Here is a 24884-nt window from a genome sequence, read left to right on the forward strand (position 1 = left end):
CTCATGAAAAAGAGCAAAAAAACCGGGACTTGATCCCGGTTTTCTGTTATTTGAATGTCATTAATTTGCTCAGATATTTACCAATAATATCAAACTCCAAATTAATCACTGTTCCCACTTCAAAGGTGTGAAAATTGGTTTCATTATAGGTATAAGGAATAATGGCAACCTGAAATGAGTTATCTTTTGAATTCACCACCGTCAGGCTAACACCATTTACTGTAACCGATCCCTTTTCAACAGTCATGTAACCCTGCTGTGCTTTTTCTTTATCAAAGTTATATTCGAAGGTAAAATACCAACTACCATCAGCTTCCTCCACCTTAGTGCAAGTTGCAGTTTGATCCACGTGCCCTTGCACAATGTGACCATCCAAACGGCCATTCATCATCATGCTACGCTCCAGATTAACTTTTGAACCTACTTCCCAGTATCCTAAGTTGGTTTTCGAAAGCGTTTCCTTGATAGCAGTTACCACGTAAGTCTTAGCTTCTTTATCAACTTTAACGACAGTCAGGCAAACCCCATTATGGGACAGACTTTGATCCACTTTCAGTTCATCTACAAACGAACAAGTCAGGGTGAAATGATAATTCTCCTGCTCTTTTTCAATGGCTTTTACCACGCCAAATTCTTCAACTATTCCTGAAAACATGATGCTTAATTTTTAATTTGCTGCGAATTTACCTATTTCCACGGAAATGGGGAAATGATCACCATATCTAAATATTATTCGTAAACAATTCTATAGCGCCGTTCACTCTCTTTAAAAATCTGACAATTACGAGAATAAAGCTGGAGGCTACTATTTTTCATCCAAACATGGCTAACTGAAATACGATTAGGAAATGATAAAAATGACATCATTTGATCTTGTAAAATTTGTTTTTCATTTGAGCCATCAATGATATATAAGATTTCATTATCTGAAATTTGATATGCGTTTTCCTTATCAAAAAATCTTAAGCCTAATATTACCTCCTTAATTGCACTTGGATGGAACTTCTTTACCCTTTCCTCAGGGTATGCATCTCCAGACAAAATATCGGCTTTTAAACTAAAGATATAACGCCATTCACTCTCATGTTTCCAGATTTTCTTTTTTTGAGTCGACCATCTTAGAAACCTGACATATAAATCTTTTGTTTCTTTTATATCATCCAAGGAGAAAAAATCTAAATCCTCTTCTTCTAGATATTCTATTTCAAATGGATCTCCCAAATTATTTCTTAAACTTTGACAATCAAATTTAAGTGCGTATCCTTCTTGATTTGAGTAATATCCCCAAAGAGTATCAAGGATAACGTCTTTTGGGTTATTTAAACAAACAATCCCTAAAAAGCTTGGTAAGTAATATGACATAAATAAATCCCAATTATGCTTTTTATCAACAAAATGGTGAAAAATTTGACGAAAATCAGGATTAACAATCGATTCGATATTCTCTTTGGCAAACGAATCAATATTCCATAACTGTGGCGGACAATCGAAAGGATCATTAAATTTATCAAATCTTGAAGCCCAAAGATACGAGTTCAATAAAGCGTCTACGTTATAAGTAGAAATTTGATAAAACTTAACAAGTTCGTCTGGCATTTTTACACCTTCTGAATATTTAATCCTAAATGAAATATCCCTTTCCTCCTCATTCACTTCACACAAATGAATTCTTTGATTAGGACGTCCTTTCTGAGATATATACGGCAATGAATTTGATTGGTACATTATCTTATTTTTTATTTTCTTCTCTTAATCTTTTAGCTTTTGCATAAATCTCTCCAAATAAGTTTTCATTTTCATCTAGCATTACCGTCAAAAAATCATCAAGATGTTCATTCCCTGCATATTGCTGATCAGGAACAAGTTCTTTCATACAGACGTCAACTTTACGATTAATATGTTCTAAAAAATGAGCAATCTTTGCCTGATTTCTTATAATTTGAACTAACAAATCCCTGTTTTCGTTAAAGATTTCAAATTGGTTCATGACTTTTAAATTAATTGATTTATAGAACTAAATTTACTAACAAAAAATAACTTTGCTTCCTGCCCCTGCAAATCACAAATACCACATAATCAACACATAAAAACCACCTAAAAATCAAAAAAGGGTACAAGTCAAAGCCTATACCCTTCCATTCTTCTTATTCTGTAAAGCTATTTGCTAAACTTCGCTTTTTTAATCTCCTCCTTGATGAGTTTTCCCGGTGTGAAGATTACTTTAAGGTTTTTGATTTTGTTGGTGTGAAAATCCTTTTCATCTTCAACTCCATCACTACTAAAACCAATACGAAGAGTTCCCAGTTCGCCCAGGCTAACCGAGTTCCCTTCCAACAAATCCTTTGGAATCCGTTCAACCAAGTTCGTAATGACATTGCTAATATCTCCCCTGCTTAAAGAGGAAATGTCTGCGATATCTGTACTTAGTGAACTAATGGTTTTAGTCCCTTTTTTCACTGGTGAAGCATAAAGCTTTTTAGGCGCGGTTGGATCGCTTGGATTCCCGCGCTCAACTAATTTGTATGTTAACATTTTTAGGGTGAAATTAACTGTTAATAATATGATAATTAAGGGCAATTTAAAACATTACTTTCAATAAGACAATTTTAATTTATGAGGAAATCGACGGAATAAGAGTTTATTATAAACTTGCATCTAGACACAAAATTATTTTCTTCTATATGAAAATATTTTTTCTCCTAGTAGAAAATTTATTTGTAACTAAAATGAAACAATATATGGATATGATCAGAAACTAAGTTGATCATAATAACCAGGCAATCCAGATTTTTTCAACGTGCCTGCGATGTAGGCATGCAAGCTTTCTTTTATACTTGATTGGATAAATGGGTATCGGTTTTTGGTTCCAAATGTTAGATGCACATACATCTGGGAAAATGATTGTCCCATGGTGCTATATTTATTTTGTTTCAGGCTTTCAGCCTGTTCATATGATATTTGATCCAATCTTTGGGGCGTTGCCCCAAGTTTTGTTATTGAAGTCTTACAGGCTTATCCAGAATTCGACCTCTATCTGATTATACAAATAGATTATGAATAGTATATTACATTGCCTGCAAACAATCAAATCCTGATGTAAGCCTTAATTTACTTTAAGAAACTGCTTGCGATACCCTTTCTTATCCGTCTCCAATTGAAGGAAATAAGTACCACTGGCCAACTGACTTACATTTATTTTATTGGAAGGTAATTCTTTAAATTGTTCAATGATCTTCCCGTTTACATCACTGATAGCAACCGATTGTATTTTCTCTGATTGATCAAGTGAAATGTAAAGCTCGTTCGTTACCGGATTTGGATAGATCGTAATTTCAGCATCTTCATAAACCGGAGCTCCCGAAATTACAGTGCTATTCTTACTGATCAGCCAACGATCGGGATCAAATTCAATTGAATCAGGCTCTTCTTCTAACTCAAATTCCTGTTCGCTACTGATGTTATGCAAACGCAAATCTTTACTCGCTCCATCTTTCCATACACGAAGTGGCACGTGCATTTCGAAAAAATCAACAGAAGGATCAGAAGTATCCTGATTAATTTTCAAAAAGTATTTACCATTTGATGCATAAGACCGGTAATGCACAATATGGTATTCCGGATAACCTTCACCGTAATACCAGTCATTAAAAAACTCAGTTAAAGTGGTATCTCCGGCAGTTTCCATTTGATTGACAAACGATTGCTGTGATGCAAATCCATATTTTACGCCAGGATCATTAAAATATTCCTGCAGACCTTGAAAGAATACCTCATCTCCCAACTCCCACCTTAGCATGTGTAACAGATATCCACCTTTAGAATAAGACAATCGGCTATCAAAAATCCGACGAACACTGGTTGTATCATCCACATAAACCGATCCGTCGGGCCTTCCTGTAATTTGATTGATTCGATAATTCTTCCAGCCAAGCCATTCGCCCTCGCTTAAAAGGTTTTCAAATGTTAAACCCGTCATATATGTTGCAAATCCCTCATTCAGCCAGATGTCGTGCCAACTGTTTAGTGTTAGGCAATCGCCAAACCATTGATGAGCCATTTCATGAGCAACAAGAGCAAAACCAAGATTCACCATAAAACTCATAGTTTGATGCTCCATTCCACCACCCCATCCGAACTGGGCATGTCCATATTTTTCGTCAGCAAATGGATATTCACCAATAATTTCATTGAATAGCTCCATAATGTCCAGAACATAAGATGAAGTCGCACGCCAATTTTCCAAGTCTGCCGGATACACATAATTCAGTATTTCTATTTGACGACCGTCCTGTAACTCCAGGATATCGGTGTATTCCTCGTAATTGGAAACACCAATAGCAACCAAATAAGTTGCAATTGGATGATTGTGTTTCCAATGAACTGTGGTTTTCCCAACTGATGCGACCTGCGAAACAAGTTTCCCGTTGCTTGCCACTTTATTTCCGGCAGGACAAGTGACAATCACGTCGATTGAATCAATTTTATCCACCAAACTCTGTTTACATGGCCACCATTGCATAGCACCATACGGCTCCGAAAGCGTCCACAAAACGGGATCTCCCTCATCTGTTGTCGCAGTTACAAAAGAACCATCAGTATTATTAGGAACACCCTGATACCAAACTATCAATGAATCAGTTATACCAATAGGAGTTTCATTGGCGAAAGAGATGTTAATCCGATCATTTGTATGCTGAAAATCGACTTTCTTATTCCAATGATAGACCGAGTCAACCTGCATATTATCCGCGAGATCAAACGAAATAGTATTAAATCCATCAATTGTTGGTTTGTAGTAGGAAACAACTTCACCTTTTATAAAATGAACCGCTGGATCAACCTCCCATTCCATCCGCTGGTAAAATAAATCGTAATCCCCATAATTCTCACTTTCTTTAAATGTGGCCAACTTCAACCACGTTTCAGCTTCCCGTGCAGCTTTTTGTTCCTCAAAATCGAAGTTCTCTTGCTGAGCCTGTACAAAAACAGGAACCAATAAAAAAAAGGAGATTATATAGAAATAACGACTTCCCATTTTAACTGATTGTCTTTAGAAAATCAGGTGCTTTTCTATGTCTGGATGCTTGTTCGTATGCGTATGCAATTTTTAGCAAAACAGGTTCACTCCATGCCCTTCCAAAAAATGAAACACCAATAGGCAGCCCGTGTACATATCCTGCCGGCACAGTAATATTTGGATATCCGGAGATTGCCGCAGCATCACTACTACCTCCAATAAAATGATCACCATTAACAAGGTCAATTGGCCAGGCAGGCCCATTCGTCGGTGCAATCAAAGCATCCAACTGGTATTCATCCATAATTTTATCAATCCCCTCTTCCCTGGTTTTTAGTTTAGAAATTCGCAAAGCCTCCAAATATTCAGGATCATCTATGCCCATTGTTTTATCGGCTTCTTCAAATATTTCCTGCCCAAACCAAGGCATTTCACTATCTGCATTCCTATTGTTGAATTCAATAATATCTCCTAAAGTTTTAACCGAAACATCCTTTCGACTTGCCAAATAAGTTTCCATATCAGCCTTTAACTCATGAATCAACACTTTCCATTCAGCACCACCCCATTCACCTCTTCCTTGTAACATCAAACCATCAACTAGTTCAGCCCCGGCATCTTTCATCAATTGAATAGTTTGCATCATTAACTTATCAACCTCTTTATGAAACCCAAAAAAGTTTGTCACTATTCCGATACGGGCGCTATTCAAACCATCTTCAGTTAAAAACGGAGTATAATCTGAATAAATACGGCCTTCCCTCAAACCAGTAGGCGCATCATTGTGATCAAATTCAGCAAGCGCCCCCAGCAAAATGGCAGCATCTCTCACATTACGTGCCATAGGCCCTGCTGTATCCTGACTATGAGAAATAGGGACAATTCCATCCCGACTCCACATTCCCAGAGTGGGTTTAATTCCTACTATTCCATTTATTCCGGATGGGCAAACAATGGAACCATCCGTTTCCGTTCCAATTCCAATTGCGCATAAATTTGCAGAAACCGCAGCCCCTGTTCCTGAGCTAGAGCCGCACGGACTTCGATCCAAACAAAAGGGATTATGCACCTGACCACCACGTCCACTCCACCCACTGGAGCTTCGGGTTGATCGAATATTGGCCCACTCACTGAGATTAGCTTTTCCGAGTAAAACTGCCCCGGCATCACGAAGCTTTTTAACAACGAAGGCGTCATCCGGTGCCGACGTACCCGCTAAAGCAAGCGAACCAGCTGTGGTCATCATTTGATCGCCTGTATCAATATTGTCTTTGATTAAAACCGGAATCCCATGCATGAACCCACGAACTTTACCATCCTTACGCTCCTGATCCAATTTAGCAGCGATCGCCATTCCATCGGGGTTGAGTTCAATGACTGAATTCAAGAGAGAATCTACAGACTCAATTCTTTCAATATATTTTTTGCAAATAGCAACGGAAGTAAGTTCTCCATTTGCCATTTTCTGCTGAAGCTGATCAATGGTAATTTCATTGAGTTCAAAGGTTGAAGGATTAATTTCTGTTCCTTCTGATTCGGAAGTTTTACAGGCAGATATCCCAACCATTGATACGACAGAGCCACCAGCTAAAGCCGATTTCATAAAATGACGACGCTTCATAATTACCCTTTTCAAATTTCCACACAAGTTAAGGAAAGCATTTGATCAGGACAAAAACAAAGGGTTGGAGCAACTAGCGTTTCTGATATTGACCGTCGTAGTATTTTTGATATTCTCCGCTGGTAACGTTTTCCAACCATTCATCATTCTCAAGGTACCAATCTATGGTTTTTTCCAGTCCTTCTTCAAATTGAAGGCTTGGCACCCATCCCAATTCCTTTTGCAATTTTGTAGAGTCAATTGCATACCGTAAATCGTGTCCGGCACGATCTTTAACAAACGATATCAGTTTTTCTGAATTCCCAGATTCCCTGTCCAGTTTGCGATCCATTATTTGACACATCAACCGGATCAAATCAATATTTTTCCATTCATTATGACCACCAATATTATACGTTTCACCAGCTTTCCCCTGATGAAAAATTACATCAATTGCCCGCGCATGATCTTCCACCCACAACCAATCCCGAATATTTTCTCCCTTCCCATAAACCGGAAGTGGTTTGTTGTTCTTGATATTATTAATAAAAAGAGGAATCAACTTCTCTGGAAATTGAAAAGAGCCGTAATTATTAGAGCAATTAGAAACTAAAGCAGGTAATCCAAAGGTATCGTGATACGCTCGCACAAAATGGTCGGAACTGGCCTTTGAAGCCGAATAAGGACTATGAGGATCATATCCAGTTGTCTCGGTAAACATTCCTTCGTCTCCTAAGGAACCATAAACCTCATCAGTGGAAATATGATAAAACAGTTTGTCGGCTGGCTGATCTTTCCAAATGCTTCGGGCAGCATTCAACAAATTCACCGTACCAATAACGTTGGTAAATACAAACTCGGTAGGATTGGAAATGGATCGATCAACATGTGATTCAGCAGCCAGATGGATAACAGCATCAAACTTTCGTTCCTCAAATAACCTTAACATTTCCTCTCCGTCAACGATATCTGCCTTTATAAATTCATAGTTTGATTTGCCTTCAACATCCTTGAGATTAGCTAGATTTCCAGCATAAGTCAGTTTATCGAGGTTTACAATCTTGTATTCAGGATATTTGTTGACAAACAATCGAACAACATGAGAGCCAATAAAACCGGCACCACCGGTGATCAGTATTGTTTTCATTTTCGCTTCTTTATAATTGGGAATAAAAGTAGCGTATTATACGAAATTCTAAAAACCCAAGTGCATCTTAAGTAAAAGTAGTATTCCAGTTCAAACATATTTTAAAGCAGACTCTATTTGAGAAAAAAGCTTTAATAACTATCTTACCACGAAAAACCAACTGAACTTATGACAATTAAATGGGGACATTCAAAACCTAGTCTTCTACTGGGTTTTGTTTTAGGGATGATTATTCTTCTCGGACTATCTATTTTACAGCTTACTTTTATAAATGCAAATCCTTTTGAACTAAAAGCCATCATTGGTCCAATAATTATTGGTGGAATTTCAGGGATTGCCATTGCTTATTTACTTCAAAAAAATCATCGTCAAAACAATAAACTAAAAGAAAATGAATTAAAGTTCGAAGCCTTAATTAATCTTTCTCTTGACGGAATTTTTTTAGAAAATGATCGGGGAGATATCCTGGATTGCAATACGATGGGACATAAAATGTTTGGATATACCAAAGAGGAAATGTTGAATTTAAACCTCAGGGATCTGGTTCCTAATGAATTTGCTAGTTTACTTCCCGATATAATTACAGAGGAAATGGCCACCGGAGATGTTTACCTGGAAAGGGAAAATAAACACAGAAATGGTACCATTTTCCCAACTGAAATAAATACCAAATTTGTGTACCTCAATGGAAAGAAGCGTTTGATAGCTTATGTTAGAGATATCTCGGAGCGAAAAAGAGTAGAAGCTGAACTTAAAGAACTAATTGCTACAAAAGACAAGTTATTTTCGATTATTGGCCATGACCTGAGAGGAGCTTTTAATAATATTTTAGGCTTTAGTGGCTTGCTACTATCCAACATGAAAACACAAGATGATATTCCCCTAAATAAGGAATATTTACAGCTTATTCAAGATTCTGCCATTAATGCAAATCAACTACTTCAGAATTTACTTGATTGGGCCCTGGTTCAAACCAATAAATTGGAATTTGAAGCCATGCATCATGAACTGAATTCACTCGTTAACGATGTATTCGATCAAGTAAAGGAACGAGCTAAATTCAAATCCATTGAACTCGTCAATCAAACCAATCCTGATATCCAAGTTTGGACCGATAAAAAATTGCTCAGAACTATTATTCGAAACTTATTGGCCAATGCAGTCAAATATTCTTTCAATGAGGGAAAAATTACTGTTGATTCTCAATTTGGCAGCAACAAGGAACTGATCATTTCTGTCAAAGATGAAGGAATTGGCATGTCTTCTCACACGTTGGAAGGACTCTTTGATGTCAGTCAAACCAAAATAAAACCAGGCACAAACAAAGAAATTGGAACTGGTCTTGGACTAATTATTTGCAAAGATTTTATCGAAAAACTAAACGGTAAGATTTATGCCGATTCAATAAATGGCGAAGGAAGTACTTTCTACATTGAGCTACATTCAGCACCAAAATAAATTACCATCTAAAATAATTTCAAGAAGCTCCCGGGAATCGATGTCTCGAATCGTATCTTTTTCCCAGTAATCGGATGATTAAATGCCAATACTCTTGCATGCAATCCCAATCGACCAATCGGATTCGCTGTCGAACCATATTTTTTATCTCCAATAATTGGATGACCCAAATCCTGCATGTGAACCCGAATCTGGTTTTTTCGCCCAGTTTCCAGGTTTACTTTTAACATGGAGTAATTCTCATTACTCTTCACAGTTTTATAATGAGTGATTGCCAATTGTCCTTTTTCCGGATCTTGTCTGGAGTAAACGATAAACGCTGAGCTTTCAAATAAATAGGATGATATTTTTCCTTGTGGCTCTGGAAGCTGACCTTCAATTACCGCCAGGTAACTTCTTTCGAAAATGGTCTTTTCCCATGATTCCTGCAAAAGTCCCTGCATTTCCTCACTTTTTGCAAACATCATTAAACCAGAGGTTTCCCTATCCAAACGATGAACGATGAAGATTTTGTTGTTTTTATTCTTATCCTTCACATAGCTGCTCAAGATACTATAAACAGTTTCACGTTTTTCTTTGGCTGTTGCCATCGATAATAAACCGGCTTTTTTATTAACAATGATCAAATCTTTGTCTTCGTAAACAATCGAGATCCCGCGCATCTGTTTGGCTTCTGGTGCAGGAGCAGTTGCTAACTCAACCTTTTGACCCGGTTTGAGCAGATAATTATATTGAGTAACAGCTTTACCATCCACAACAATCTGCCGTTTCTTAAGCATCGTCTTGATGTTATTTCTGTTCTTATGCGGCAGTTGTTCAATTAGAAATACCATCAATTCTTCCTGCTTTTTCACTTTAAAGCTAAGAGTTTTAGGTTGTGAAGGACGTCTTGATCCAGTTTTCAAATTCTTATTTTTCATCGTTTTTCGTATCATTATGGAAGGAAGATGCTTTATATCCAGCCACTGCAAAGATAGTTGGAATCTTTATTCTTTTATCAAACTGAAAGCAATTCGTATTTCAAACAAAAAAAGCTTTATCCAGTGGACAAAGCTTTTCATATTTTATCAATTCAGAATTTACAGTTTTAACAGCCAACGATGGCTGATCATCGCAAACTACTCAATCCCTCTCACTTTCTTTTCCCAATTCCAGGCAGAAAGTAGAGTTTCCTCCAAACCAACTTCAGCCTTCCATCCAAGTTCTTCATTGGCGTATGTTGTGTCGGCCCAAATCTTCTCAATATCTCCGGCACGACGAGGAACAATTTTGTAATTTAATTTGACACCTGTTGCCTTTTCAAAGCCATTGACGATTTCCAACACTGAGAACCCGTTTCCTGTTCCGAGATTGAACACCTCATAGCCAGCCTTATTTTTATTTTCCAACAAGCGCTCAATGGCAATTACGTGTGCTTTTGCTAAATCAACCACATTGATGTAATCGCGAACAGCCGATCCATCAATGGTGTTATAATCATCTCCGAATACACTTAACTGCTCACGCAATCCGGCAGCAGTTTGGGTAATAAATGGAACCAGGTTTTGAGGAACTCCCAATGGTAATTCACCAATCAATGCCGATGGGTGCGCCCCAATTGGATTGAAATAACGGAGTGCGATCCCCTTAATCTCAGGATAAGCCTTCACGCTATCCTGTAAAATATCTTCATTCACCCGTTTAGTGTTTCCGTAGGGAGACTCTGCATCTTTACGAGGGGTACCCTCTGTTACTGGCAACTTATCAGGTTGTCCATAAACAGTACAAGACGATGAGAATACAATATTCGCGATCTTGTATTTACGTTGACACTCCAAAATATTCATCAAGGAAACCAAATTATTCCGGTAATAGTGAAGTGGAATATTTACCGACTCTCCAACTGCCTTTGAAGCAGCAAAATGAATAATCGCCGCAATATCCTGATTACGACTAAAGAATTCATCTGTCTTCTCGGCATCTGCCAAACTGAACTGCTCGAATGCCGGCATTTTGCCAGATATCTTCTCAATATTCTCTAGTACATCCGCACTGGAATTTGAAAGATCATCAACGACAACAACATCATAACCTGCACTTTGCAACTCAACTACGGTATGTGAACCAATATAACCGGTTCCTCCGGTAACTAATATTTTTGCTTTCATTATTGAACTATTTCTTCGGTAACTTGATAAATTTCTCTTTCAAAAAGATGCTCAAAGCTACAAATTTATCTGAAGTGGTTGACTGAATTATTTCGTTTCCTTGTTCATTGATTATCAGCAAATGCCCTAAATTGTTGAAAACTTTAGGTTGGCTCGCTGTTAATTTTTCCTTAATTTTGGTTGTTAAATCAAACAAACTACGTGGAATTACTTGCGCACATAAAAGACTTGCTATTATTGAATGATTGTGTGATCATTCCTGATTTTGGAGGTTTTATCACCAATTATCAATCTGCAAAAATCAGAACTTCAACTTTTTACCCTCCGAACAAAGCTGTTGGATTTAATCAAAAGCTAAAATTTAATGACGGACTTTTTGTCAACCATGTGGCTGAGAAAGAAGGTCTGAATTATATTGCAGCCAAACAAAAAGTTGACTTATTGGTAAAAGAGTTAAACTATCGATTAACCGATGGTGAACGAATTGGAATTGATGGAGTTGGTAAATTATATTACAACGAAAATGACCAATTGACTTTTGAATCAATTGCCGATGTAAATTATAATTTGGAGTCATACGGATTAAGTTCATTCCGTTTTGAAACGCTTTATGCCAAAAAGCTTGCACAAAAAAGCCTCAGTGCAGAAGAGCGGGAAGCCGTTAAAGTAATTTTCCAGAAACGTACCTTAAAGAAAGTAATGATAGGATTACCATTGGTTTTTGCCTTGGCTTTCTTCCCAATAAAAAATAACAAAGAGAATATCCTGAAGTCAGATTTGAGTGTATTGACTGAAATGACTCAAACGGCTGAACCTGCTAAAAAAATAGAAGTTGAGACTGTTGCTGTTATCGAAAAAGCAAACGTTGAAAACAAATATTTCTTAATTGGCGGTAGTTTTAGAAGCGATGCCAATGCTGCAAGGTTTCTGAAACAAAAACAGGATGAAGGATTTGAAGCACAAAATCTGGGTGTTATTAAAGGGCTGAACTACATTGCAATTGCAGGATTTCCAGACATTGAAAGTGCGAAAGCTAAAAAAATAGAACTCAAAGCTAAATCCCCCGAATCGGGAGTTTGGATTTACGCCATAAAATAATTGAGCCCCTCATCGAGGGGTTTTCTTTTTTATACCCAATACGCCTTGCTATTCACTCTATGCCTTCAACAACTTAAAGGCATGATTCCAGTCATTCTTTAACAATCCGGGGATACACCACAACATGCACAAAGGCTCAATCGCACGTGCTGCCTCAACAGCTCCCATATCTTCCCATTCCCATCCAAACATCGATAACACTTCGGTAACTTTCTTTTTAGACTCCTCGTCATCGCCACAAATAAACATGGTAGGTTTTCCTTCATCAAATTTAGGATCAACCATCAGGGCATTCCCAACGCAACTAAAAGCCTTTACAAAATGAATTTTGGAATACTTCTCCTGCAACCGCTCCATTAATGAATGATTGGGCTTCGTGAAGAATTTCAAAACGCCATTCACAGGCTCTTCCTCCTCAATAGGATTACAGGTGTCAATCACTGTTTTCCCATGAAGATTGGCCGCACCAGCTAAATCCAAGACAAATTCAGCTGCACTTCCTTTCACTGCTAAAACTACAAAATGACCAAAATTAGCAGCATCCTCAAAACTTCCCACCGAGGCATTCTCTCCTGCATTTTCATACCAATCAGCGAGCTGATTTTTATCGCGTGTTCCAATCATGACTTCGTAGCCATTTTTCAGGAATCCATTTGCCAATACCTGACCAACGACTCCAGAACCTAAAACTCCAACTCTTTTTACCATAACAGTATGTTTTAAATGAACGAATTAGCTTCAATACTAAAAGGATCAAACAGGCTTTTTTGTTCTGACTAACAGGCAGTTTAAAGAAAGATTTGTATCTTCAATTTAAATTATGAACGCATGACAACTCCACCATATTTACAAAAAGGCGATCGCATTCGGGTGGTTTCACCTGCTGGAAAAGTAAATCGAAACAAAGTTCTCCCCGGATTGGAATTAATTAGAAACGAAGGATTTGAGCTTATTTTAGGCGCGCACACCTTAGATTCGCATTTCCAATTTGCTGGTAATGACGAAGAACGCCTTGAAGATTTGCAACAAGCATTGGACGATCCGGAATGTAAAGCTATCATATGTTCTCGTGGAGGTTATGGAGTTATTCGTTTTGCTGATAAACTGGATTTCACAAATTTCAAAAAGCACCCAAAATGGCTGGTTGGCTTTAGCGACATTACCGTACTGCATTGCCTTCTCCAGAAACAAGGAATTTCAAGTATTCATGGTGCCATGCCAGCGTTTTATACGAAAGAAGACAATCCAACTGAAAGCTATACTGAACTCATTCGAGTACTAACAGGGGAGAAAACAAGTACAGAGGTTCCAGCCAATCCGAATAACAAAAAAGGAAATGCAACTGCACCAATCATCGGTGGAAACCTTTCGATTTTGTACAGTTTATTGGGAACTCCTTACGAACCAGACACGGTTGGAAAAATTCTTTTCATCGAAGATTTAAATGAATACCTGTACCACCTTGACAGAATCATGCACAGCCTTAAACTAGCAGGCAAGTTGAAAAATCTGGCAGGGCTGGTTGTTGGTGGTTTTTCAGATATGAAAGACAATGATTCCCCTTTTGGACAAAGCGTTGAAGAAATCATTCTAAACACCGTTAAAGATTACAATTTCCCGGTTTGTTTTGATTTTCCTGCCGGACATATCGACCGTAATTTGCCAATAGTTTTAGGAGAAAACTATCTGCTGAAAGTAAAAGAGAAAACAAGGCTAGTCAGAATCTAATCATGCTTTCTTCCTCCTCTTTTCCACCCATAAATAGATGGTTGGAAGAACCATTAGAGTTAAAAAAGTAGAAGTAATTAGTCCACCAATAACTACTGTTGCCAATGGTCGTTGAACCTCTGAACCGGGTCCGGTATTGAAAGCCATTGGGATAAAACCTAAGCTGGCAACCAAAGCAGTCATTAACACCGGACGAAGCCGGTCAACCGAACCTTCAACCACCATCCTTTTCAAGGATTTTTTATTGTCTTTTCGAAGTTCGTTAATGTGATCCAATAGGACAATTCCATTGAGCACGGCCACCCCAAACAAAGCAACAAAACCAATACTGGCTGAAACAGAAAGGTACATACCGCGAATCCAAAGCAGGAACACACCACCAGACAAGGCAAATGGTAAATTCAGCAATATGATCATGGCATAACGCATGCTTCCAAAGTTGAGATAAAGCAAACCAATAATGATAAAAAGAGACAATGGGACAACCAACAACAAATGGTTCATGGCTCGCTTTTGATTCTCAAATGCTCCACCATATTCAATGAAATAGCCCGGTGTAACATTCGCCTGCTCATCAATCGCTTGCTGGAGGCTGGCCACATAAGTACCAATATCTGTGTTTTTAATATTGATCCCCACAATCAATCGTCTCCATCCATTTTCACGCTGAATTTCACGAGGACCTTCCTGTGCAACAATATTGCTCACCCGTTTCAATGGGATAAACTGCCCGTTTGACAAATGAACGGGAATTTCCTGAATCTGCTCCAGTCGCGAACGAATATCTTCCGGATAGCGCACTTGAATATCGAAACGACGCTGTCCTTCGTAAACCTGACCGGCAATTTGCCCACCAATTCCAGCTTCAATTACTTGCTGAACATCGTCTACATTCAATCCAAAAGATGCAACAGCTTCCCGATCAATGGAAATAGTGAGGTAAGGCTGTCCAATAGGTTGTTCTACAAAATAATTATCAGTTCCCGGCAGCGTACTTGTAACCCTTGAAATTGATTCTCCAATTCTATTTAATTCATCCAAATCTTCACCATAAATTTTAACTGCCAAATCGGACTTCACGCCGCTGGTCAGTTCGTCTACCCTCATCGCTATTGGTTGCGTGAAATTATACGCCAAACCCGGTTCGGTTTGGAGGTAAGGTTCGATAGCCTCTGCAATCTTTTCCTTGGTCATACCATCACGCCACTCGCCGGGATCTTTCAATACGACCCAAACATCCGTTTGATGAACTCCCATCCAATCATTTGCCAAATCGGAACGCCCTGTTTTAGGAACAACCGTTTTTATTTCCGGAATATTCTTCATCAACTGTCCCCCCAGCCAATTGGCATTTTCAATAGATTCTTCCAAAGTTACCGATGGCATACGGACCTGTTCTACTAAAATAGAACCTTCATCCAGCTCTGGGAGAAACTCTGATCCGAGCCTCATCATAACCAATAAGGATAGAGCAAAAAGAAGCAATGCCACACTCAACACCATCGCTCTTCGCTCAATATGCCACTCTAAAAATCTTTTATAAATAGGTTGAAGCCAGGTAACCAACCAATTTTTACGGGGCTTGACACCACTTTTGAAAATCAAGGCAGACATGGCTGGAATAAAAACCAAAGCCAATACCAATGAACCTAATACTGCAGCAGCAACCGTTATTGCCATCGGCCGGAATAAAATGCCTTCCATGCCGCTAAACGTCATGATTGGCACATAAACCATCAGAATTATAAAAACCCCAAAGAAGATAGGACGCACCACTTGCTTGGCCGCAACAATGATTTCCTGTTCTGATTCTTCCTTTTTACTATCTCTCAGGCGATGAATGATATTCTCAACCATCACCACAGAACCATCTACCACCATTCCAAAGTCAATTGCCCCCAAACTCATGAGGTTTGCTGCCAGGCCAAATTCCCGCATCCCAATAAATGCAAAAAGCATGGATAACGGAATTACTAATGCTACTATAATTGCACCGGAAATTTCACCAAGCAACAACAATAAAACAACAATCACCAAAAAACCACCTTCCATTAAGTTGGTTGAGATGGTCCCGGTAGTTCGCTTTATTAAGTCTGATTGATCGTAAAATTTTTCAATATGGACTCCTTCCGGTAAATTTTTATTGACTGTCTCAATTTTATCCTCCACAGCTGAAATCACTTCCCGACCATTTCCTCCTCTAAGCATCATTACAATTCCGGTTACCACTTCCCCTTTTCCGTCACGAGTAACTCCTCCTTGGCGAATTTGTGTGCCCAGCTCAACATCAGCCAAATCTTTAATAAAGACAGGTTTGTTGTCCAGATTTGTAACTACTATATTTAAAATGTCTTCCTTTTTACTAATCTGTCCAAAACCACGAATGATGTATTGTTCCCGGTTGTGCTCCAAATAATTTCCTCCCGAAACTGAATTATTACTGGCAATGGCATCAATCACTTCTTTTACTCCAACCTCAAAAGTTCTCAGTTTTCCGGGTTGAAGAATCACTTCGTATTGCTTGACAAATCCCCCAAATGAATTGATCTCGGTAACACCTTTCACAATCTTCAATTGTGGAGCAATTAGCCAGTCCTGAATTTCACGCAACTCGGTTAATGAATAATTTTCGCCTTTTACTTCATATTGATAAATTTCACCTAAAGCAGTTGAGATTGGCCCCAATTGAGGAGACGAAACATCCATTGGCAATTCATCGGTAATAGACTGCAACCGCTGACTAACCATCTGGCGGGCAAAATAGATATCCGTATTCTCTTGAAATTCGACGGTTACAGCAGACAATCCAAATTGTGAAATAGAACGAACCTCTTTCACATCGGGCAAGCCATTCATGGCTGTTTCAATGGGGTAACTCACTAATTTCTCCACATCGTATGGAGAATACCTGCCTGCTTTTGTAATAACCAGAACCTGTATTGGCGTAACATCAGGCAGAGAATTGATGGGGATTTGAAGCAAGGAAAAAACTCCTCCAACTGCCATTAGCAACACCAATGAAAGAGCAACATATTTTTGACGAACGGAAAATTCAACGATTTTATGGAGCATGATGATTGATTTAGCGGGTTATTCTTCGGCGATCATTTCGTATCGGGAAAGTGCTTTCAAACTAAAAACCTGTGAAATAGCCAACTCTTCTCCAACTTTCAATCCACTTTCCACAATGGCCATTTGATCGCGAATTTCGGAAACTACCAACTTTCTTTTTTCATACGTTGAAATGTCTTTTTTGATAAAAACAACAGGAATATTTCCATCATACGTCAAAGCCTTTATCGGAATGGCATAAACCTCTCCGGAAGTATTGGTACTTATCTCAAGTCGAACATTTTCACCTGGTTTTGGCCAGCTATTTTGGGTTTCTACCTCTATATTAACGACCACCGAACGACTGGTTTCATCCAATCCCGGATTTACCGAACTGACTTTCCCTGAAATGGAAACCCCCTGCTCCTGTCGCCTGGTCACCAGCACTTCATCTCCACTTGCCACAAATCGGGCATCCTCCGGACTAAGATATCCCTTAATTAAAACTCTATTGATATCTATGATTCTTCCCAATTTCTGCAAAGCATCAACCGACTGCCCCAACTCAACATCCCGCTGGTCAAAACTTCCGCTAATGGGAGAATGTATTTTTAAACTTGGATCGATTTGCTCAGCATTTTTCAGCATTTCAATTTCATGATCGGGAACACCAATAGCTTTCAATTTTGATACTGCTGCAACAGAAGCAGCTGTTGCCCTTTGAAAATCGGACTGGGCTCGCTCCAGTTCTGATCGCGAGCTAATTGTTTTTTCCACCAATTGTTTCAGCCTTTCCAGACGGGTGGTTTGAAATCTTTCTTCTGCCAACGCCTGTAAATATTCAGCCAGCAAATTCCCAAACGCAAGGCTTTCAATCTTAAACAGCTCCTGCCCTTTTTGAATGACTTGTCCATCTTTTGCCAAAACAGCGCTTATTCTCCCATCAAGGGGCGTGCTGATTATACTAACATATCCAGGTGCCGGAAATACAACACCGGGAACCACCAATGTGTAATTTTGAATTTCACTTTTAACAACAAATGTTTCAATTTTTAATTCCTGCTGTTCTTTCTTCGATAGCTGAACAAGCAAGACACTTTCTTGAGAAGCTGTTACAGATGGAGGCGATTGATCTATTTCAGCATCGGACTTTTGAGTTTCTTGTTTACTATTGCAAGCCGAAATAAGAACTGAAATAATCAGAAACAGAAGAAATGAGATTTGTTTTGAAGGTATCATGGTGAATCAATTTTTCGTTAGTAAATAAGCTCCTTATTGAGAAACTTCTCTAAAAATGCCAGTTGCAGATAATAATCGCGCAGAGCTATAAGATAACTTTTCTGGTTTTTCAAGTAGGTTTGCTGTGCATTCAGTAGATTGAGCAAATCAAGCTCGCCCAATCGATAGGCTTCCAAGCTTAGCGATTGCAAGATTTGTGATTTTTCCTGGATTGTTTCATGATAGCGATCGATCGTTTGCTTGCTGGTTTGGTAATTATGCCATGCATGCTCAATTTGCCGCTTCATATCCAGCTCTATGGATTTTTGTTTCCATTGAATTTCACCCTGACGCGCTTCAGCAATTCTTATTCTTCCCTTCTGCTCAAACGGCAGCCAAATTGGAATACTCAATCCAACCTCGAATCCATTGTAGTCAAATCCGTCACCATAATTTTGCCGATACAGACTGAAGCTAATATCTGGCAGAATATTGCTTTTAGCCTCTTTCACTTGGTTGATAGCCGCTTGTTGCTCATATAAAGCCGCCAAATAGGTAGGCTGTTCTTCCAACACGGCCAAAGTCTCAATTTGTCGAATACCTATATCATTTGTTTGCAACGAATCGGAAAACTGTATTTGATAACTAATTTCAGATTTTTCCAAGCCCATCAAATAAAAGAGGCTGTATCTTGCTTGATGTAACAAGCGCTCAGCATCACTCAAATCATTTTTTGCCTGAGCGACCAATAACTCAGCATTTGCCAGATCCATGCCATTTCCCACTCCCGTTTCAAAACGGGTGTAAACCGCATTGTACAGATCTTCAGCTAATTTCTGCTGCTGCTTGCCCAGTTCTTGCAAATACAAGGCGTAAAGAACCTCAATATAGCGAGACTTTACCATTACTTTAATCTCGTTTTCCATTGCAACCACTTGATACTGGAATGATTCAAATGCTTGTTTTGAGGCTTTCACCCGATAATGGCTTGTTAAAGGAAAATCTACAGATTGAGAAATTGTCCATCGCCGTTCTTCAAAAGGCTTGGCTGCTTTGTTATTTACTCCTTCCTCGAAATAACTCACTTCAGGAGCTTCAATTCCAATGAGAGTTCTCCATTCATTCTCCTTTTGTTTTAGAATGGCTCGAGCCTGGTTAATTTCGGTATTACTTAATAATGATTTTTCAACTGCGTCCTTTAGAGTTAAAGGTTGAGCCCTTAATATTGCGGGAATTATTAATAACAAGATTAGTATCCGGTACATATTTTAGTTTTTTTTAGATGAACTAATGTTCACATGTAGAATACAATTATTGGAGAAAAATGTTTACTTATTCAAATTACGAAATTGTTATGGAAAATGCTTAATGCAAATGAACACATGTTTGTGTTTCGATAAGGGGATTTCTTCCACTCCTCAAAAAATTGAATCATCGTATCCTGAAACAGATTTAAAATTCCGCATAAAAAATGTTAGTAAAACACTTCCAACAAACTTACACACCACTTCCTTAGCACTTTTCACACAGCTATTTACCCTCAGCTTTTTTTATATCTTTGCCAACATTATAAAAGCTGTTGAAAGTGAAGATTGGATCGATTGAATTAGGAAAATTACCTCTTTTTTTAGCACCAATGGAAGATGTTACCTACAAGTCGTTTAGGTACATGTGTAAGAAATATGGTGCTGATGTGATGTACACAGAATTTGTTTCATCGGAAGCATTAATTCGCGACATTCAAAAGACGAAACAAAAGATGGAGCTTTTCGACTTTGACCGACCAGTAGCGATCCAAATTTATGGTTATGATATTGATTCAATGGTGAATGCTGCAAAAGTGGTCGAAGAAGCTCAACCAGATTTCATCGACATCAACTATGGTTGCCCAATGAAAAAGATTGTAAAAAAAGGAGCGGGCGCAGCCATGTTACAAGATTTGGTTAAAATGCAGGAAATGACAGCTGCTGTAGTAAAAGCAGTTTCTGTTCCGGTTACTGCAAAAACAAGATTGGGTTGGGACGAAGACTCGAAAGTAATCATAGAAGCAGCAGAACGACTTCAGGATACCGGTATTGCCGCATTGGCAATACATGGACGAACCCGGAAACAATTATATACCGGTGAAGCCGACTGGACGTTAATTGGAGAGGTGAAAAATAATCCGAAAATTCAAATTCCCATTATCGGGAATGGCGATATCAATGGTGCTGAGAAAGCAGCTGATTTTTTAAACAAAACAGGAGTAGATGCACTCATGATTGGACGCGGAGCTATTGGTCGTCCATGGATTTTCAAGGAAGTAAAACACTATTTTGAAACAGGTGAAATCCTTCCACCACCAACGGTATCAGAAATCGTGCAGAACGTGCGTGACCAACTGCAAATGTCAATCGAGTGGCGAGATAATGTGCGAACCGGCATTTTGCTAATGCGTCGTCATTTTGCAAAATACTTCCCTGGACTGGCAAACTTTCGAAATCATCGTATTAAACTACTCCGGGCAACAGAACTGGAAGAAGTGCATCAACTACTTGACGAAATTGTTGAACACTATGGCGATGAAAGGGTTGACTATACAAACATCAGCTTAAAATGAATGATCAATATCAGAAATATTACTCAGACGATTCGTTTAGAGAGAAACTTAAAAAATTTGCTAAAACCGCTGGATTGCAAGTTGTATACGCTGCATTGCTTTTGTATTTCCTAATAAAAGAACCGAAAGTTCCACTGAAAGCAAAAATTACTATCGGAGCTGCTCTGGGTTATTTCATATTACCAACTGATGCCATTCCTGACTTGGCTCCCTTCATTGGATTCAGTGATGATTTGGGAGTTTTGATCTTCGCACTCTCACAAATTAGTGACCACATTACTCCCGAAGTACAAACAAATGCGAAGCAACAACTGATAAACTGGTTTAAGCAAATTGACCAGGAAGAAATCGACAAACTGCACGATAAAATATTTTAGCCTCATTTGCCTGATGTGTAAAAACTTACACGCAAATTATATTATATAACAGGTTTTCCATCCATCCATTCTTTTATGTTCTGGCATTGTTTTTGGTTGAACATTCAGCAACCGATATGCTCAAGCCATGAGACGATTATTATTAATTATTATCGTAAGTTTTATTGTCACTGTTTTGAATGGTAATATTTCACTGGCTCAAGTTATTGTTGAAGTAAAACCTGTTCCGCCCAAGGTTAAGATGGTGATTTCGGATAAACCTGGAGAAGCGTATATTTTAATTCCGGGACATTGGATTTGGCATCGACCTACAAAGAATTATGTATGGGTTGGTCCAAACTGGACGCTTCAACGAGAAAATAAAAAATGGATTCCGGGACGTTGGCGTAAAATGTCAAAAGGCTGGAAATGGAACCCAGGACATTGGGAGAAAATTTATAAAAAAAGATATTTTTTCATATAAAAAGAAGCTGCTGCATCGCAAGATGCTTGTTTGTTTTTGTTTTAAGTGTTTAGTGTTTCAATAAGAAAGGAGCCCCAAAAGGCTCCTTTACTTTGTCAAATATGTTGGTAATTCAATTATCGTTTCATAATTCCGTAACACACAATTTTCAGAATATTGTCGACACTTTTCTCGAGGTTCGCAGAACCATAGTTACCAGCACTTAAAGGCATTTCCAAACCTTTAATCGCAGTAGTAATTCCAATCGCTGCCAAGGTGAAATCATAAATTTCAAATTCGTTTTTACGAACCCCTTCAATCAAAATTCGCTTGATCATTCGAATTTCTTCCTGATCATACTTATTCTTTACATTCTCAATGAATTCAATTGCAGTTACATCATTTTCCAAGGCATGGTAAAAATTAGCCAACCCTCGGTAAGTTGTTAATTTGGTAAGAATATACTCGCGAAGTTTCCCAACTGGCTCTGTATTACGCATCACCACTTTTTCCAATTCCTTGCGCAACACATCAACCTCTCTCATGATCACTGCCTGAAAAAGATCTTCCTTGCTTTCAAAATAATAATATAATGAACTTTTACCTTTACGCACAGCATTGGCAATATCATCCAGAGTAGTCTTTTTATATCCATACTTACTGAAAATTTCCTGGGCTATTTTCAGAATACTTTCGCGGTTAGCATCCTTTTTATTGGTCCCATTCTCCAGATTCATCACCATGATTAGTTCGTTTTAATTAAAGCTGGGTAAATATAAATTAATTTTTCGAATAAATTTATAAAAAATTAAAAACACAGCTGACCTTACTCCACAACCAGCTTAAAATCAAGCTGCTTCCGCTCCAGATTGGCTCTAATTATTTCGACTTTCACCTCTTCTCCAAGCTGATATGTCCGTTTGCTATGTTTCCCAACCAGGCAATAGTTCTTCTCGTCAAATATGTAAAAGTCATCATCAAGTTCGCGAATTGGAACCATTCCCTCACATTTATTTTCAAGCTCAACATAGATCCCCCAATCAGTTACACCAGATATCACCCCAGGCAAAATTTCACCAATCTTGTCTTTCATAAACTCTACCTGCTTATATTTAATAGAAGATCGTTCTGCACTGGCTGCCCTTCCTTCCATTTCAGAAGAATGCTTACACATATCTTCATATTTTTGCGCGTTTGCAGATCTTCCACCTTCCAGGTAACGATCGAGCAACCGATGTACCATTACATCCGGATAGCGGCGAATTGGTGACGTAAAATGAGAATAGAACTCAAAGCCTAAACCATAATGCCCAATGTTTCGGGTAGAATATTCGGCTTTAGCCATGGAGCGAATTGCTAATGTTTCAATCACATTTTGTTCGCTTTTTCCTTTCACTTCATTCATCAAATTATTCATCGTTTTCGAAATCAGCTTGGAGCTGGTTGTCTGGATTCCGTATCCAAACTTTTTAATGAAGTGATTAAAATTCTCCAGTTTTTCCGGATCCGGCTTATCATGAATACGATAAACAAAAGTTTTTTCCTGTCGGCTATCTTTAACCTTTCCAATATATTCAGCTACTTTCTTATTTGCCAGCAACATGAATTCTTCAATCATCTTATTGCTATCCTTAGATTCTTTAAAATAGATTGAAAGTGGTTTCCCGGTCTCATCTATTTCAAACTTCACCTCGATGCGATCAAAAGCCAGTGAACCATATTTAAATCGCTGATCGCGTAATTTCTTTGCCAATGAATCCAACATTAAAACATCATCCTTTAGGTCGCCTTCTCCGGTTTCAATAATTTCTTGTGCTTCTTCATAGGTAAACCGTCGATTTGAATGAATAACCGTACGTCCAAACCACTGCTTTAACACATCAGCCTCACTGTTTAAATGAAACACTGCGGAATAGCAAAGCTTGTCTTCATTTGGACGAAGTGAACAAACCCCATTGGACAGCTTCTCTGGCAACATGGGAACAACCCGGTCGACCAAATAAACAGAGGTTGCCCGATTATAGGCTTCGTCATCTAGAATCGTATTTGGCCGGACATAGTAACTAACGTCTGCAATATGGATACCGACCTCCCATACATCCTCACTTACTTTTTTTAGTGACAAAGCATCATCAAAGTCCTTTGCATCATGTGGATCAACTGTGAAAGTTGTCACATCCCGCATATCGCGTCGATTTCTAATTTCTTCTTCCGGTATTTCAAGTGGTATCTTCTCAGCGGCTTTCAAAACATTCTCTGGAAAATGCAAGGGCAAATCAAACTCTGCAAGGATAGCATGCATTTCAGTTTCATTCTCACCAGCATTTCCAAGTACCTCGATGATTTCACCAAACGGACTTTTTGCTTTTGAGGGCCACTCTGTAATTTTTGCTATAGCCTTTTGCCCGTCTTTCGCTCCATTCAATTTTTCGGTTGGAATAAAAATGTCAAACCCAACTTTCCCAACCGGAATTAAAAAAGCAAAGTTTCGTGATCTCTCAATTGTTCCAACAAAAACAGATTTTGCCCTTTCAAGAATCTCTGAAACCTCACCCTCCAACTGATGTTTTTTGCGCCTGGCATAAAGGTAAACTCTTACTTTATCGCCCTCCATCGCATGATTCAGATTTCGCTGGGAAACAAGCACTGGCTGATTCACTTCCTCCGAAATAATATTGGCGAATCCCTGTCGCTGAAGTTCAACCTTGCCACAAATATATCCTCCCCTTGATTTGAGCTTAAACTTACCTCGTTGAACCTGTTCCAGGTTTTCATTTTCGGTAAGTTCCTCCAGTGCAACATTGATTAATTTGCGGGTTGCAGGATCTTTCACTCCAAGAAAGGCTGCTAATTGTTTATAGTTAAATGTCTTTTGCGGATCTTCATAAAATACGTTCAGAATGGCCTTTTTCAAACGCTTCTTATTAAACGATTGAAATATTTTCTTTTTACGTGGTTTTTTCTTTTTTGCCATTTGTTAAATTATTTTTTTTGAAGTTACT

22 protein-coding genes are annotated in these 24884 nt (G+C 38.5%); 6 read left to right on the forward strand and 16 right to left on the reverse strand.

The features are described 5' to 3' along the window. Window positions 1-46: 46 nt before the first annotated feature. The 8 genes from ACUNWD_RS03595 to rfbB form a co-directional block, all read right to left on the reverse strand. Window positions 47-655: a riboflavin synthase gene (locus ACUNWD_RS03595; RefSeq protein WP_445586402.1), complete on the reverse strand. Its 609-nt coding sequence runs from the start codon at window positions 653-655 to the stop codon at window positions 47-49. Window positions 656-729: 74 nt separating this feature from the next. Then, window positions 730-1725 carry a hypothetical protein gene (locus tag ACUNWD_RS03600; protein WP_445586403.1) on the reverse strand — a complete coding sequence of 332 codons (996 nt, stop codon included), beginning with the start codon at window positions 1723-1725 and terminating at the stop codon, window positions 730-732. A 4-nt stretch (window positions 1726-1729) separates the two neighbouring features. After that, window positions 1730-1987, reverse strand: coding sequence for a hypothetical protein (locus ACUNWD_RS03605; RefSeq protein WP_445586404.1), 258 nt, complete (start codon window positions 1985-1987; stop codon window positions 1730-1732). 170 nt (window positions 1988-2157) lie between these two features. Next, window positions 2158-2532, reverse strand: coding sequence for an HU family DNA-binding protein (locus ACUNWD_RS03610; protein ID WP_445586405.1), 375 nt, complete (start codon window positions 2530-2532; stop codon window positions 2158-2160). A 216-nt stretch (window positions 2533-2748) separates the two neighbouring features. Then, window positions 2749-2910, reverse strand: coding sequence for a hypothetical protein (locus tag ACUNWD_RS03615; RefSeq protein WP_445586406.1), 162 nt, complete (start codon window positions 2908-2910; stop codon window positions 2749-2751). 193 nt (window positions 2911-3103) lie between these two features. After that, window positions 3104-5035, reverse strand: a complete 1932-nt coding sequence (locus ACUNWD_RS03620) for a M1 family aminopeptidase (RefSeq protein ID WP_445586407.1) — start codon at window positions 5033-5035, stop codon at window positions 3104-3106. A 1-nt stretch (window position 5036) separates the two neighbouring features. Beyond that, window positions 5037-6638, reverse strand: a complete 1602-nt coding sequence (locus ACUNWD_RS03625; protein ID WP_445586408.1) for an amidase — start codon at window positions 6636-6638, stop codon at window positions 5037-5039. Window positions 6639-6711: 73 nt separating this feature from the next. After that, window positions 6712-7764: a dTDP-glucose 4,6-dehydratase gene (rfbB, locus tag ACUNWD_RS03630; RefSeq protein ID WP_445586409.1), complete on the reverse strand. Its 1053-nt coding sequence runs from the start codon at window positions 7762-7764 to the stop codon at window positions 6712-6714. 168 nt (window positions 7765-7932) lie between these two features. Here rfbB and ACUNWD_RS03635 point away from each other — a divergent pair, with 168 nt between their 5' ends. Next, window positions 7933-9222 carry a PAS domain-containing sensor histidine kinase gene (locus ACUNWD_RS03635; protein WP_445586410.1) on the forward strand — a complete coding sequence of 430 codons (1290 nt, stop codon included), beginning with the start codon at window positions 7933-7935 and terminating at the stop codon, window positions 9220-9222. A gap of 8 nt (window positions 9223-9230) precedes the next feature. On the opposite strand, the gene ACUNWD_RS03640 is transcribed toward ACUNWD_RS03635, so the two are convergent. Together ACUNWD_RS03640 and galE are read right to left on the reverse strand one after the other, a co-directional pair. Further along, a complete protein-coding gene (locus ACUNWD_RS03640; RefSeq protein WP_445586411.1) occupies window positions 9231-10142 on the reverse strand; it encodes an RluA family pseudouridine synthase in 912 nt (303 codons plus the stop codon). A gap of 198 nt (window positions 10143-10340) precedes the next feature. Beyond that, window positions 10341-11369: a UDP-glucose 4-epimerase GalE gene (gene galE / locus ACUNWD_RS03645; protein WP_445586412.1), complete on the reverse strand. Its 1029-nt coding sequence runs from the start codon at window positions 11367-11369 to the stop codon at window positions 10341-10343. Window positions 11370-11570: 201 nt separating this feature from the next. Here galE and ACUNWD_RS03650 point away from each other — a divergent pair, with 201 nt between their 5' ends. Next, window positions 11571-12467, forward strand: a complete 897-nt coding sequence (locus tag ACUNWD_RS03650) for an HU domain-containing protein (RefSeq protein WP_445586413.1) — start codon at window positions 11571-11573, stop codon at window positions 12465-12467. Window positions 12468-12524: 57 nt separating this feature from the next. Here the strand turns inward: ACUNWD_RS03650 and ACUNWD_RS03655 are convergent, their stop codons facing one another. Next, complete coding sequence (locus ACUNWD_RS03655; protein WP_445586414.1) at window positions 12525-13175, reverse strand: NADPH-dependent F420 reductase; 651 nt, start codon at window positions 13173-13175, stop codon at window positions 12525-12527. A 120-nt stretch (window positions 13176-13295) separates the two neighbouring features. On the opposite strand from ACUNWD_RS03655, the gene ACUNWD_RS03660 reads away from it, so the two are divergent. Further along, complete coding sequence (locus tag ACUNWD_RS03660) at window positions 13296-14195, forward strand: S66 peptidase family protein (protein ID WP_445586415.1); 900 nt, start codon at window positions 13296-13298, stop codon at window positions 14193-14195. Here ACUNWD_RS03660 and ACUNWD_RS03665 read toward each other — a convergent pair whose 3' ends face one another. The 3 genes from ACUNWD_RS03665 to ACUNWD_RS03675 are packed head-to-tail and all read right to left on the reverse strand — an operon-like array spanning window position 14196 to window position 19729. Next, window positions 14196-17267, reverse strand: a complete 3072-nt coding sequence (locus ACUNWD_RS03665) for an efflux RND transporter permease subunit (protein WP_445586416.1) — start codon at window positions 17265-17267, stop codon at window positions 14196-14198. An 18-nt stretch (window positions 17268-17285) separates the two neighbouring features. Next, window positions 17286-18485, reverse strand: coding sequence for an efflux RND transporter periplasmic adaptor subunit (locus tag ACUNWD_RS03670; protein WP_445586417.1), 1200 nt, complete (start codon window positions 18483-18485; stop codon window positions 17286-17288). Window positions 18486-18502: 17 nt separating this feature from the next. After that, window positions 18503-19729 (reverse strand): TolC family protein, encoded by a 1227-nt coding sequence (locus ACUNWD_RS03675; protein ID WP_445586418.1) that lies wholly within the window; start codon window positions 19727-19729, stop codon window positions 18503-18505. Between the two features lie 320 nt (window positions 19730-20049). Here ACUNWD_RS03675 and dusB point away from each other — a divergent pair, with 320 nt between their 5' ends. The 3 genes from dusB to ACUNWD_RS03690 all read left to right on the forward strand — a co-directional run bounded on the left by dusB (window position 20050) and on the right by ACUNWD_RS03690 (window position 21903). Beyond that, complete coding sequence (dusB, locus tag ACUNWD_RS03680; protein ID WP_445586419.1) at window positions 20050-21063, forward strand: tRNA dihydrouridine synthase DusB; 1014 nt, start codon at window positions 20050-20052, stop codon at window positions 21061-21063. Further along, entirely contained in the window at window positions 21060-21440 is a 381-nt protein-coding gene (locus ACUNWD_RS03685; RefSeq protein ID WP_445586420.1) for a YkvA family protein, read from the forward strand. The genes dusB and ACUNWD_RS03685 overlap by 4 nt, the downstream gene beginning before the upstream one ends. A gap of 127 nt (window positions 21441-21567) precedes the next feature. Beyond that, window positions 21568-21903 (forward strand): hypothetical protein, encoded by a 336-nt coding sequence (locus ACUNWD_RS03690; RefSeq protein WP_445586421.1) that lies wholly within the window; start codon window positions 21568-21570, stop codon window positions 21901-21903. 116 nt (window positions 21904-22019) lie between these two features. Here the strand turns inward: ACUNWD_RS03690 and ACUNWD_RS03695 are convergent, their stop codons facing one another. Beyond that, the gene (locus ACUNWD_RS03695) at window positions 22020-22625 is read right to left on the reverse strand and encodes a TetR/AcrR family transcriptional regulator (protein WP_445586422.1); all 606 of its coding nucleotides are present in this window, start codon (window positions 22623-22625) and stop codon (window positions 22020-22022) included. Window positions 22626-22708: 83 nt separating this feature from the next. Then, complete coding sequence (gene rnr / locus ACUNWD_RS03700; protein WP_445586423.1) at window positions 22709-24856, reverse strand: ribonuclease R; 2148 nt, start codon at window positions 24854-24856, stop codon at window positions 22709-22711. Window positions 24857-24884 lie beyond the last annotated feature (28 nt).

It is taken from the genome of Sunxiuqinia sp. A32, assembly GCF_052690465.1.